The organism is Mesorhizobium sp. M0207 (assembly GCF_040321995.1).
In the GTDB taxonomy this organism is placed as follows: Bacteria; Pseudomonadota; Alphaproteobacteria; order Rhizobiales; family Rhizobiaceae; genus Mesorhizobium.
The window spans coordinates 1-12,545 of record NZ_JAMYSQ010000028.1; the positions used below are offsets into that span (position 1 = coordinate 1).

Consider the following 12,545-nt stretch of genomic DNA (forward strand, 5'->3'; position numbering starts at 1 on the left):
GGTTCGGGCATTGGCGGTGGAGATCCACGAGAACTGGCTCGAGGCGACCCGCTATCTCAACATGGATCATCTGCGCGAGCACAAGAAGGAGAGCCTGAGGGCCCTGGCCGCCTGAGCACCGTCATGTGTCCGCCGCTCCGCTAAACACGGGGGCTGCGCGGCGGACACGCCGACGTCACCGCGATGCCACGCCATTTTGCAGAACTTGACGCACACAACTGCTAAACATGCCAGTCGCAGCTTGCCAATCGGAAGCACCGACCGCTATCCCCACCAATCTTTGGCGCAATTTTCCTGTCGTTGGAATTGTGGCCTGCCCCCTAAAAAGTAGTCATCCCTGAGGTCCGCGGTTAGCTGTGACTGCCGAGGCACCTTAAGTAGGCGCCGGCTCGACGTGTGTCCGGTCTAGGGAATGCCGGTTCCGAAATACCGTGTGTGGGCGACGTCGAGGATGCGATTGATCAAGCTCGAGTAGCTGTATCCGGCGGTCGTCGCGGCCAGGGAGTACAAGGAGCGTATACCGAGCCCCGGCATGGAGTTGATCTCTAGGACAAAGGGCTGGCCGGAGCGATCGATCCGGAGGTCGACGCGGGCGTAATCCCGGCACTGGCAAGCTTGAAAGGTCGCAACCGAAATATCCCGCAGCATCGTCGCAAGCTTGCTTGCGATTCGCGCCGGGCAAATCTTCGGCGGCGGCGCGACCGCTTCCAGAGTCAGAAGGCGCGTTTCGCGGTCGCCGAAGTCGTGCTCCACAAAAGGCAAGACCTCGAGCTCTCCGTTTCCGAGCAGCGCGACGGTGATTTCCCGTCCCTCGATGTATTCTTCTACGAGCGCATCCTGCGTATAGTGCGTGACGATCACTTCTACGGCCTGCCTCAACTGAGCGGGTTCGTGTACGAGCTGCAATCCGAGGCTCGTAGATTCGTAACGCGGCTTCACTACCACTGGGAATCGCAGGTCGCCAATGGTCTCAGTGCCGCGGCGCATTACGCGAAAGTTTGGCGTCGGCACGCCGTCATCGCGGATGAGCCTCTTGGTGATGACCTTGTCGGTCGCCAGCCCATGTCCGAGCGGACTCGATCCGGTGTACGGAACGCCGGCCATCTCGAGCATGGCCGCAAGGTGAGTGCAAGGCAACTCGCCTTGAATTCCGTACGTCATGTTGAAGACGATTCCGGAGGGGCGGGTTTGCGGATCGGGTAGCATGAACCGCTCGAGCGTAGTGAGCAGTCCTTTGTCGCTTTCGCATAGCAGCGTCTCGTGGCCGCCCTCTTGCAGTGCCGCCACCACCCTTTCGACCGTCTCGCGGTCGTCGCCCCACGGGCGAGGCCGACCGAACCGGTTAATTACGCCCTTATGATCATAGTTCCACACGACGGCCACCCGCATGAGCCACTCCTTGGATGTTTGCCCGCTATCACGCTTACACTCTCGGGCTTCATTGATCGAAAACAACAGCTCGGCTGAACGCGGCGAGCCTTAACCGTGTCCCGTGCAATCGGCGTGCCACGGAAGAGGTTGTTCGAACAAAAAGAAGAAAACCTACGTATTTCGTGCCGCGCCGGCGGAATACGAGCGCGTCAGTGTATCCAGATTCTAACATAGACGTCTTCAATCGGACACGGCTGAACGCGAGAACTCTGAACGTCGAATGACGACGGTCGCCTCTCGTGCCAAATTCGAACGTCTGTTCGACAATGATCTTCCTTGTGGCGATCTCATACCACTAACGGCGCATTGTCGGCTCCGGCGGTTGCGGGTTTCCCTTTAGAATCAGTGGTATGATCTAAGGTGTACCTGAAACCGTCAGGCCTTTCCTGCGGAAATTTGGTGGTTCCTCCAGTAATTTCAGCAGCTTACCGTTTGTGGACGGGCACTAGCTAGAGCAAGGTGGCAAGCGAGCCGAAGGCGTTGAATGCATGAATGCGTCGCTCTGCCTTCCTCTGGTTCTGATCGGCCTGGAAGCCGGGCCGCTGTCGCAATGGCTCTATGCGGCAATGCGGCAAGCGGGATTGGCGGTGGAGCTGCTGGAGACGCGGCATGTGCGCGACGCCTTCAAGGCGATGCCGGTGAAGTCGGGCCGCAATGACGCGCGTGGAATCGCGCAGCTGGTGCGGCTTGGCTGGTTTCCGACCGGTGCATTGCAAGTCGCTGGCGCGCAAAAGGTGCGGGGGTGCTGACGGCGCGCAAGCTCATTCAAACGAAGCTGAGGGATGTCGAGAACAGTGTGCGCGGCAGTGGCGCGCCGTTACCGATCAGATTCCGCCCAAAGGTGGCAAAGCGGGACCACCGGTCTGCTCAAAATGGCTGAACGTCGCGCCCAACGAGTTTCACTGAGACGCTCCATGCCACGCCGCGGTAATTAAACGGTGCAACAGATCCTACAAGTAATTTCACAGAATCTTTGCGACGTAAAATCGCTGACAATGGTACGTTCACCTCCAGAGTCCGAGGTTAGGCGCCTAGCGCCCCTAGGTACTTAAAAGTATGCCAACCGAAACGCGAGCTCAGTTCAGATGATCTGGGTCTCGTGTCGTAGCAGCAAATCACACTTCAATATACCTGACGGGGAAGTGATATGACGATCCAAAATTCTGCGCATCCTATCGGCCCTCGAGGAAGCGGGGCGAGCATCTCGACTAGAGAACTTCTCAAAGCGGCCGCCGATGAAGTGTGGAGGCCATACATGTATCACCAGACGTTCGATGGCGCAGATGCAGCCCTCATTACCGCCGAGGACGGGCAGCAGCCAAGGGTTCATTCCAGCGACGCTCTTTGTTGCGGCACATTCGGCGAGTTACTGCAAGGCCAGTTGCCGGTCGGCTCCGTTCCCCGGGACCCTCACTTCTTGGTCACGATGCCCATCGCGCTCTTTGCGCGAGCGCACTTCATGCCGATCGCAGGCACACGATCCGTAACCGTTTATCCGTCACATAAAGTCAAAGCAAAACGATTGGCTGAGAATCTCGTCGTTGCGCTCGGCACCTCGGGAGGAATCCTCGTTTTGCAATCTGAGCTCCCCGAAGGCAAAGGGCTGGCGAGTTCGTCTGCGGATCTTGTTGCGGCTGCACGGTCAATCGCCTGCTGCTTCAAGCGTAGGGTCCGGACATCATTGATCGAGAAGCTAATGGCGGAGATCGAGCCATCCGACGGGGTGATGTACCCAGGAGTGGTCGCATATCAGCAGCGTGCATGTAGGCTGCTCTCCTTCCTTGGGCAAATGCCGCCGCTTGCAATCGTTGGCATCGATGAAGGAGGGACTGTCGAAACTGTCGACTATGATCAACGGCGAGGTGAAATCTCCACCAGTCACAGAGCAGAATATCACCAATTACTCGACTGCGCACGGATCGCAATACCGCGGAGTGACACGGCCGCGATAGGCAGAATAGCTACGACCAGCGCGCTCCTGCATCAGGAGCGGGCTCCAAAGGAGCATCTGAACCCGATGCTGAAAGCATCCGAGGCCACTGACGCTCTCGGGGTCATAGTCGCGCACAGCGGCACAATGATTGGAATCCTGCTTGATCGAATGGCGGCTGATTTTCCACGGAAGCTTCGGTCCGTGCTCGCCCATGTATCGCCATACGACAACTCGCCAAAAATATATCTGACCATTACTGGCTGCCGGTGAGGTAAGCAATATGGACGCTGTTCGCAAACGCCTGCCATTCTCCGGCTATTCTGATGCCTATGCTCTCCCCAGCATTATCAGGTGTGAGACAAACCTTTATCTTGCGCAGTTCGCGTTCATGAAGCTTCTCCCTGCGAAGTACATCATTGAGCGAGCGCTGGCTCGAGGAGCTTTGACGCACGGCATGAAAGTTCTTGAGACCTCAAGTGGAACCTTCGCGCTGGGTTTGGCAGTAGTTTGCCGGGAATGCGGATTCCAGCTCGAAATCTTCACAGATCCAGTGATGGAGAAAGGCCTGGAAAACAGGTTAATATCCTTGGGAGCCGAAGTCCGCATAATAACTGAGAAGGCGAATCAGGGTGGCTTTCAAAGAAGCCGCCTCGATGCATTACACGCTAGAATGAGACAGTTGGGCCGCTCCTGTTTCTGGCCCCAGCAATACGAAACACCAGACAACCCCGCGGCCTATAAGATCTTCGCTGATCAAGTATCTGAAATGTTGGATGACAATGTAACTTTGGTTGGTTCTGTCGGGTCAGGCGGCTCTACTTGCGGAACGATAGAGCGCCTTCGCCAAAAAGCCTCTGGTGCGCGCCTGGTCGGCGTGGACACCTTCAATAGCGTCATTTTTGGCCAACTGGACGGCGAGCGGAAACTTCGGGGGCTGGGGAACAGTCTTGTCCCCAAAAACGTGAAGCACGAACTGTATGACGAGGTGCATTTCATCTCGGCTCCGCTCGCATTTGCTGCAACGCGTACTCTCCACGAGCGGCACGCCGTTTTCGCTGGACCGACTTCCGGAGCGAGCTACATCGTGGGGCGCTGGCGCTCTCGGCAGTATCCAGAAGAGACCGTAGTCGTCATATGTCCTGATGAAGGCCACCGCTACGTCGAAGCTGTTTACGACCATAAGTGGCTCGAGCAGAACGGATGTCTAAATGAAGGTGTACTCCTGGACGCGCCGGCAACCCAAAATCATCCCTCGAGGGCTCTCCCACCATGGAACCGATATCATTGGAATCGGAGAAGCCGGGAGGCTGTCCTACACGCGCTCGAGAATGCTTCATGATGAACCGAGGTAGCTTCCTTTTCGTAGAAAGCAACACGACGGGCACTGGCGAACTGTTGATGAAGCGCGCCCGAGCCCTGGGCTTTGAGCCCTATCTCGTCACGCGCAATCCTGCGCGCTATCCGTTTCACAGGGAATCCGTCGCTCAAGTGATCGAAGCTGAAACGCGTAGTCCGGACGAACTCATTGGGGTCGCCGTCAAATTAAGAAGGCTGGCAGGAATATACTCGTCGTCGGATTATTTTGTGGAAGCAGCGTCACGTGCTGCGACTACGATCGGGCTACCAGCAGCGAATCCGGAGGCTATAGCTACCTGCCGGAACAAATGGAAGCAAGCGGCCGAGTTGCAGCGACAATCAATCACTATCCCTGAAACTCGGCTGGCCACTTCCGTCAGAGACGTGGAGAACATTCTTGCCCAAGCTACTCTGCCAGTGGTCGTGAAGCCGGTCTCCGGAAGCGGTAGTAGCGGCGTGAGGTTATGCGATAGTGCTGCAGCCGCCACCAAGGCGTTTGAGAGTGCAAAGGACGTATTATTGGATCAAGTGGATCTGCCCAGTCCCGACGTCCTCATCCAGCAATATATACCGGGTAAAGAATACTCTGCTGAGATAATTGCGTACGATGGGGCGCTGCATTGCCTTGGGATTCTTGCCAAGCACAAAGGGCCGGCTCCCTGCTTCGTCGAGGTAGGGCACGACTTCCCGGCCCCGCTACCGGAGCCATCCCTCAAGGAACTGGCTTCTTTCGCTGCGCGAGCGGTGTCGGCTCTGGGCCTGAAGTTCGGACCGGCTCATGTGGAGTTCGTGATAACGGAGTCGGGCCCCGTCATCATCGAGGTCAACCCCAGACTGGCTGGAGGAATGATTCCAGTCATGCTCTCGCACGCCTTGGGCACGTCAATCCTTGACACAGTGATTGGACTTTACGCGGGAAAAGGGTTCACGCCTCCACGCGCGAGCGCAAGGGCGGGAGCCATCCGTTTCCGACTTGCTCACACATCCGGGAAGCTCAAACGCCTGGGCTTTTCTCGAAATCCAGAGCCTGTAGTGCCTGAAGCGGGTCTTCTGAAGTCTGAGGGAGACGAAGTTCAAATAAATGGCGACTTCAGAGACCGAGTGGCTTACGCCGTAGGCGTCGCTGATGATGTCAATGCAGCTGCCGCGGCAGCTGAAGGGATGATCGCCTCCCTTGTGATCGACATCGAGACGGCTGTTGGTGAATCGGACAACAAGCAGCACGGTGGGTCAAGCGATGCCAGGTGGACTCTGCATCCCGAAGCGATGAAGTTGCTCGCTCCGCCTATCGAAATCTCGCGTGACGGTCGCCTTCTGCGGCACCAGGCGACCATAGACGAAGCACATCTAGTGATGCTCGCGGACCAGGGCTTGGTCAGCCAAGCAGCCGCTGCCGATCTCCTCAAGCACATCTTGGACCTGCAGGACGAGGGCTTTCAGTCTTTGGCGGGCCGCGATGCTCCGCGTGGCCTTTATCTGGCCTATGAGGCGGAACTTGCCGCCAGAGCTGGCCCGGACAAGGCCGGCTGGCTGCACCTTGCGAGGTCCCGCAACGACTTGAATGCGACCATTTCTCTCCTGGCTCTTCGGGAAGCTGCGTGTTCCATCTCGCAAGAAATAGGACTTGCACAAGATGCCCTGCTCCAGCGAGCTGAAGAGGCATCGCGACTTGTGGCTCCGCTGTACAGTCAATACCAGATCGCACTCCCTGGGTCGCCGGGACACTACCTGCTTGGCGTCTTCTTCGCCCTGGGGCGCGAGCGCCAGCGCCTCCATCGCCTGCTGGAAGATATCAGGAATTGCCCTATGGGGGCGGGTGCGGGCGGAGGCACCAGTATGCAGATAGACCCCTTGAAAACAGCAAGTCTTCTGGGATTCGAACTGCCGTCCTTCAACTCACTTGATGCGGTCGCGAGCCGCGATCATCACCTGCAAGGGCTTTCAGTTTTCGCTAGCGTTTCAATCTTGCTCAGTCGTGTGGCCCAGGACCTGCAGGTTTGGACCACGCGGGAGTTCGCCCTCTTAGACATTCCTCACAACCTTGCGGGCGGCTCTTCCATGCTCCCCCAAAAGAAGAACCCGTTTCTGCTTGAACACGTCAAGGGATCGGCAAGCATCGTGATTGGCGCATATGTTTCTGCGGCAACGGCTACCAGCAAATCGCCTTTCAGCAACTCAATCGAAGCGAGCAACTACGGCTGCTCTCCTTTGGGCCTTGCGGAAGATGCCTTGAAGCGGGCCATAACCCTCACATCGCTCATTGTGCAATTCATGTCTTTCAACGTGAAGCCGATGCGCAAAAATCTGGAAGACGGCTCGTCTATGACGGCCGTCGCCGCCGAACGGATGGCGTTGCGAGGTGTTCCTTTCAGGAAGGCCCACACACTAATTGGTGAGATCGCCAGGCGCCTGTCCCAGGATAACAGCGTCGCGGAGCGCCGAAGCGGTCTGGCCAGCCAGCTCGACGGCGTGTTGCCGGCGAGTCTTGAAGAGTGCAGGGACGCTCTGCGGTTCGGAGGAGGCCCCGCTAAAACATCAACCGACGACCAGGTTTCTGTAGCAAAAAAGCTCTTTCGGGACATGCAGCTCAAATGCGAGGACATACGGGAGCGCTGGGCGCACGCTGAGATGCATCGCAAACAGAAGGTGAAAGAATTCATTGATAAGCACCAAGCCTCCTAAGGAGTGGATACATGGACGACGTCCAATGTTACTGGCGTCCTGCATTGGCAATGGTCATGTCCCGGCGAGTAGTTGCTATGGGGCGAGAAGCGAGGGTGTGGCGTTCTTCGGCTCTGATAGATCCACCACCATAAGGAGGCCGCATGTCGCAGTCTTTTGACGCGAGCCGGTCCCTTACCGGCCGCCAACAGGATAACATGATCGTCGCGGTCATCGAAATATGGGCGCGCGGCATCGGGACCTATGCCATCCACCCCGCCAGCGTTGCCGGCTCACGTGAGCACCGGCGCCCAAGACCGGATCGTCTCGACACCGAGCTTTTGATGCGCGCCTTTCTCGGCTGGCTGCGCGGCAAGAATTGCACTATGGCGATCCCCACGCTCGAAGCGGGGGACGAGCGGCAGCCGGACCGCGAACGACAACCCCTGGTGGGTGAGCCACGCGGCTCGTCAAGGCGATTCTTGCCCATTTCGCCATTCCCAGCTTCCACTTAGGCCTGTGAAACGGGCCGAGAAGCTCATGGACTTCCGCATCGCGGAGGAAACGACGCCGGACAACTCCCGTGCAAAGCTGTACTGGTTGCTTGAGCGACTCGATCTCGTACGTTCGCAGATCCACAGCATTGAGGGCGACCGCCTTCTCGTCGCATCCGGTGGGCGTCAAGCGCGGGCAACGATCCGATCCTTATGGCGCAGACGTTGGCACTGGGCAGGAAGCTCCTCATAGTCGGCACCACGAGCAAGCTCGGATTCGCTTGCGCGGGCTCTAGTACTACTGTGTCATAGTTATGGCAGCATGGAGATCGTGGCAGCCGCCGCGCCAAGGCGTGGGCGAGTCTAATCCGGATGTGGCGATGGAATTGCTGACGTGGCGTTCGGGACGGAGCGGCGGCGCCGCGGGGTCGATAATCTTCGGATAGCGCAGGTGCCTTGAGGAGCGGCGCCAAGCGTGGGGCTGAGGGGGGAATCAGCCTCCGTTCGGAGACCAGGAATCCGTAGGCGGCGATGGAGAACGTGGCGTGGTGATGGAAGCCGCCAACCTCGGCCCTCATAATGGCCAAGGCCGATCTCCTGCTTGAGCTCCTGATAATCCCGTTCGATCCGCCATCTCAGCTTGCCCTGGTAGACGAGGTCGGCGAGCTCGGTATCTTTCGGCAAGGTCGAGAGCCAGTACTTGGTCGGCTCGATCTCGCCCTGCGGCCACTCGATCAGGAACCATTCCTCAGGTCGTGGTGCGGAGCGCCAGTAATCGCGGTGGGCCGGCCGGACGCGGACGGCGACAAAGCGCGAGGCGAGCGGCGCCTTGGAGCCCTCGCACCAGGCGTCCTCGGGCAGCGCTTGCGCCAGGTCCTTGGCCGAAACCGGCGCGTGTCCGGGTTGACGCCGGACGGGCGAAGTCGGACGGCCGCGGCGTCTGCTTGAAGGTGACATCGCGGCGGAGTTCCTGTCGGCGGTGCTGGCGCAACCCAAGGTGAAGAAGCTTCTGTCTACGGATCACTTCTCGGTCAACGGCACGCTGATTGAAGCGTGGGCGTCGATGAAGAGCCTCAAGCCGAAGAGCCTGTCGGACGACGACCCGGGAAACGGCTCGGCGAGCCGCCGGCAGAGGGCGGCGGGCGCAACGCGGAAGCGGATTTCCACGGCCATAAGCGGTCGAACGATACGCATGCCTCGACCACCGACCCCGAAGCCAGGCTCTATCGCAAGGGCAAAAGGCAAGGAGGCCAAGCTGTGCTTCATGGGACATGGGCTGATAGAGAACCGCCACGGCCTGCTGCTCGAAGCCTGCCTGACGCTGGCCGACGGACATGCTGAGCAAGTGGCGGCATTGCACATATCGAGCCGCGTGCCGACGTCCGCAAGCAATCACGCTCGGCGCCGACAAAGGCCTATGATGCGCAGGACTTCATCAATGAGCTACCCTCGATGCGGGTGACGCATGTGGCCGCAGAACACGAACGGCCGCCGTTCGGCAATCGACCGGCGTACGACCCGGCATGGCGGCTATGCCGTCAGTCAGCGTATCCGCAAGCGCATCGAAGAGGCGTTCGGCGGGATCAAGACGGTCGCCGGGCAGGAGAAGACGAAGTTGCGCGGTCGCGACCGCGTCCGATGGGGCTTCATCTTCGCTGCCGCCGCCTACAATCTGGTGCGGCTGCCGAAGCTGCTGGCGGTGCCGACATGACCGCGCCTGCTGGCTGCCAGCTGATCGGTCGCTGGCGGATCGTCAAAGCTGATCTGTGGGATTGTGGCTATCTCGATCTTGTCGAACCCGCCATGATGACCATTGGAGCTGACAACCACGGCGAGCTCGCTTTTGGCGCGACCAGTGACCAAGGGTCGACACCCTGGGTTCGACGAGCTCGTCTGGATTCTTCAAGAAGCCGATGTGACGTTCGGCAACATGGAAACCAACATCTTCGATATTCGGTCGGTCAAAGGAAGTCCGCAGGCTGAGTACGGTGGTGCGTATTGCATCAGTGTCCCGGAGTTGGGGCCTGATTTAAAAGCAATGGCTTCAATATGCTTAGTCGCGCGAACAACCATACCCTCGACTAGGGCCTTCAAGTATGCGCGAGACGACCCGGGCGCTGATGAGAACGGGATGATCCATGCAGGTGCGGGCGAGAATCTCGCCCAAGCCGGCGCCGCTCGCTTCTTGGACTGGTCGTGGCCGCCCGGCATTGGTGTCATTTGCTACATCGTTCAGCCCCATGGGTCGCGCGTGCGATCCTGCTGGCGAGGCGCCAGGCAGACCAGGACTCAATGCTCTTCGTTTGGACAAAAGCATCGTGGTCCCGCCGGAGAAGCTGGCAAGCCTGAGGCAGGTCCGTGCAGCGTTGCCAAATTACAATCCCGCCGCACAGGATCCAAGCTGCGTATTCCGACGAAGCCGGCCATCGATTCCGATTTGAAGAGCTCGATCACTTGAAAAGGTTTGCCAACCGGGGCGTGCGCATCTCGCTGCCGTATCGCAAGCTTTAGGCATTCTGGCGAGGCTAAAGAAGCTCTCGCAGCCATTTGGCACGCAAACCGCCATCGAGAACGGTGTTGGAGTGATCCGGCCGCGGCCGAGCTCGCCGCAATGACGGGGCATGATGATGCCTCGTTCGGCCGTGAAACTATCCGCAAGTCACCTGATTGAGGCGGAGGACGGCTTTGGAATCGCAAGATTTGCGGTGTCACAGATATCGAAATGGCCGTCGAAGTCGACTCAAGAAAGATTAGCATAAATTAACTAACGAATCGCAAAAATGACACCTTTATGTAAAACTGTAGCAACTACACTTAACCGAAAATAATTTCTGCTTTGGGTTGGTCTGCTAGATTATGGCAGAGCTTGACGAGCCGGTTCGGAAGGGGCAGCGCGCAGAGCCGCAGGCCTTACTGCCAGCAGCTTTGTGCACCATTGATGACTTCCGGCGCAAATGGCTGCGGAGCAGAGACTATGGAACGGGTGCCGACGACCGCGGTCTCTCAACTTCGAGGGCCGGCAACCAAAGTGTCTAACCAATTCTCGTTGGTACCGTCGATGCATTTTTCGAACGCGGCGAGGGAAGAAGCGTTTGCGGTCGAGTTCGGCCGATTTCTTGATCAGACGGACGGCGTTGCTCAATCCAAGCAGTTATTCGCCCTGTTATCTGCGTTTGCCCTGAACTTTGACTGCCCGTGGATTGCCTATGGTTCTCCCGAGGGAAGGCTTTTGAAGCCGATCCGACCCGATCCGGAGGTCATGCTGAACTATCCTGATGAATGGCAGAAGCGCTATTTCGAAATGGGTTATGACAGGATAGACCCCATCATCAAGGCGAGTCGAACGCGGGCAGGCGCCTTTCGATGGAGCGAGGTGCACAATGACGCAAGCACGACTGAGGACGAACGGCGCGTTTTCGACGAGGCTGCGACGTTCGGCTTAAGGTCAGGCATTAGCGTTCCATTGCGCGGCCCCGATGGCAGCTTTGCGATCATGAGCTTTGCTCGACCTTGGGACCGCGAATTCCCAAATAGAACAATCACCTATTTGCAACTTGCCGCGTTTCATTTCCATCTTAGGGCAATGACGTTCACGAACTCGACTGGTGTCGACCAGGAACCTTACCTGTCTGTAAGAGAAAAAGAGTGTATTCTATGGACAGCGAGAGGGAAATCCTCGTGGGAAATAGGAGTTATTCTTGGAATATCCGCAAACACTGTCAATTTCCACATAAAAAAAGTAAAGCAAAAAATGGATACTCCCAGCAGAACGGCTGCAGCAATAAAAGCAGCAAACTTGCGCATTATAGAATTGTAGGAAAGTCTCCGGCAACGCAAGCCGGCACTGCCCGCCGGTCGCTCGGCTGTGCCGCTAATTAATGAGGAAGTGACACGCCTTGGAATACACTTGCGCCAGAAATGACATCGAGCACCGCACAATCGAGGCCAGGCACCCATGACCAACGAGTCTGCCGTGAACAATGGATCGGGCTTCGATCTCCTTCGGCCCAGTTTGGAAGGGCAGCGAAGAGAAGGCATAAATGGGCTTCAGCCACCTGAGGACGAAGGAGAAGTTGTAGCCGGCAGCGGCCAGGATGGCGTTGACAACGGCGTCGCCCTGCTTGCCGACGAGGTCGTTGCGGCCCGATCCGGTGCTCGGCCTTGATATGGCCGATCACGGGCTCGATCGCGGAGCGGCGGCGCATGTGGCGCTTCATGGCTGGGGTGACGCGGCGTTTCTGGCCGCTGATGAAGACCCAGAACTTGTGGCTCTCCGGTGCGTTGTGGCCGCAATAGCCGGCGTCGCCAGGACGCAGCTGATCTCTTCCATGTCGGGGATGAAGCTTGCGAGCGAGTGGCCGTCATAGGATTGCCGGGCAGCGCTTTTGCATGCAGGGCGAAATGGCCGCCCTTCGAGCGCTTCAGCGTGGTGACGACCGACACCTTCACCCCGAACTCGTACGGGCGCATTGCCCCTTGCCTTGCCGATGCATTCCACCTCGTGCGCGTGCAGGCTGCAGATCTCGCAGCTGCGCTGACGCTGCTCGAGAACGGTGGCGGCCTGGCAGAGCGGCCATTTGAAGAGCGCGTCCAAGAAAGTGTGTGTGAGAATCGCGCCAGTCCCGCGATCTGCGTATTCCGACGAAGCCGGCCATCGATTCCGATTTGAA

The 12,545-nt window shown here is 58.3% G+C and carries 6 protein-coding genes and 5 pseudogenes; 8 read left to right on the top strand and 3 right to left on the bottom strand.

Going from position 1 to position 12,545, the window contains the following annotated elements:
* Nucleotides 1-405 precede the first annotated feature (405 nt).
* Nucleotides 406-1,389 carry a D-alanine--D-alanine ligase family protein gene (locus NKJ15_RS27340; RefSeq protein ID WP_352818856.1) on the bottom strand — a complete coding sequence of 328 codons (984 nt, stop codon included), beginning with the start codon at nucleotides 1,387-1,389 and terminating at the stop codon, nucleotides 406-408.
* Nucleotides 1,390-1,884: 495 nt separating this feature from the next.
* On the opposite strand from NKJ15_RS27340, the pseudogene NKJ15_RS27345 reads away from it, so the two are divergent.
* The 5 genes and pseudogenes from NKJ15_RS27345 to NKJ15_RS27365 form a co-directional block, all read left to right on the top strand.
* Nucleotides 1,885-2,236: pseudogene (locus NKJ15_RS27345) on the top strand (IS110 family transposase); the annotation flags it as partial.
* Nucleotides 2,237-2,686: 450 nt separating this feature from the next.
* A complete protein-coding gene (locus tag NKJ15_RS27350) occupies nucleotides 2,687-3,634 on the top strand; it encodes a GHMP family kinase ATP-binding protein (protein WP_352818859.1) in 948 nt (315 codons plus the stop codon).
* A 10-nt stretch (nucleotides 3,635-3,644) separates the two neighbouring features.
* On the top strand, nucleotides 3,645-4,703 hold the full coding sequence (locus NKJ15_RS27355; RefSeq protein ID WP_352818862.1) for a cysteine synthase family protein: 1,059 nt from the start codon (nucleotides 3,645-3,647) through the stop codon (nucleotides 4,701-4,703).
* Nucleotides 4,700-7,402, top strand: a complete 2,703-nt coding sequence (locus tag NKJ15_RS27360) for a lyase family protein (RefSeq protein ID WP_352818865.1) — start codon at nucleotides 4,700-4,702, stop codon at nucleotides 7,400-7,402. The genes NKJ15_RS27355 and NKJ15_RS27360 overlap by 4 nt, the downstream gene beginning before the upstream one ends.
* A 143-nt stretch (nucleotides 7,403-7,545) precedes the next feature.
* Complete coding sequence (locus tag NKJ15_RS27365) at nucleotides 7,546-7,896, top strand: hypothetical protein (RefSeq protein ID WP_352818868.1); 351 nt, start codon at nucleotides 7,546-7,548, stop codon at nucleotides 7,894-7,896.
* Nucleotides 7,897-8,285: 389 nt separating this feature from the next.
* On the opposite strand, the pseudogene NKJ15_RS27370 reads toward NKJ15_RS27365, so the two are convergent.
* Nucleotides 8,286-8,811, bottom strand: a pseudogene (locus NKJ15_RS27370) (IS701 family transposase); the annotation flags it as partial.
* Nucleotide 8,812: 1 nt separating this feature from the next.
* Between NKJ15_RS27370 and NKJ15_RS27375 the strand changes: the two are divergent.
* From NKJ15_RS27375 to NKJ15_RS27380, 3 genes and pseudogenes are all read left to right on the top strand, one after another.
* Nucleotides 8,813-9,586 (top strand): annotated as a pseudogene (locus NKJ15_RS27375) (transposase); the annotation flags it as partial.
* A gap of 129 nt (nucleotides 9,587-9,715) precedes the next feature.
* Nucleotides 9,716-10,271 (top strand): annotated as a pseudogene (locus NKJ15_RS33080) (CapA family protein); the annotation flags it as partial.
* A 578-nt stretch (nucleotides 10,272-10,849) separates the two neighbouring features.
* On the top strand, nucleotides 10,850-11,692 hold the full coding sequence (locus tag NKJ15_RS27380) for a LuxR family transcriptional regulator (RefSeq protein WP_352818870.1): 843 nt from the start codon (nucleotides 10,850-10,852) through the stop codon (nucleotides 11,690-11,692).
* Between the two features lie 219 nt (nucleotides 11,693-11,911).
* Here the strand turns inward: NKJ15_RS27380 and NKJ15_RS27385 are convergent.
* Nucleotides 11,912-12,469 (bottom strand): annotated as a pseudogene (locus NKJ15_RS27385) (transposase family protein); the annotation flags it as partial.
* Nucleotides 12,470-12,545 lie beyond the last annotated feature (76 nt).

What these genes read in the sequence shown, in the direction of transcription:
- NKJ15_RS27360 (WP_352818865.1), top strand. Translation starts at nt 4,700, where the DNA reads ATGATGAACCGAGGTAGCTTCCTTTTCGTAGAAAGCAACACGACGGGC.
- NKJ15_RS27380 (WP_352818870.1), top strand. Translation starts at nt 10,850, where the DNA reads ATGGAACGGGTGCCGACGACCGCGGTCTCTCAACTTCGAGGGCCGGCA.
- NKJ15_RS27355 (WP_352818862.1), top strand. Translation starts at nt 3,645, where the DNA reads ATGGACGCTGTTCGCAAACGCCTGCCATTCTCCGGCTATTCTGATGCC.
- NKJ15_RS27365 (WP_352818868.1), top strand. Translation starts at nt 7,546, where the DNA reads ATGTCGCAGTCTTTTGACGCGAGCCGGTCCCTTACCGGCCGCCAACAG.
- NKJ15_RS27340 (WP_352818856.1), bottom strand. Translation starts at nt 1,389, where the DNA reads ATGCGGGTGGCCGTCGTGTGGAACTATGATCATAAGGGCGTAATTAAC.
- NKJ15_RS27350 (WP_352818859.1), top strand. Translation starts at nt 2,687, where the DNA reads ATGTATCACCAGACGTTCGATGGCGCAGATGCAGCCCTCATTACCGCC.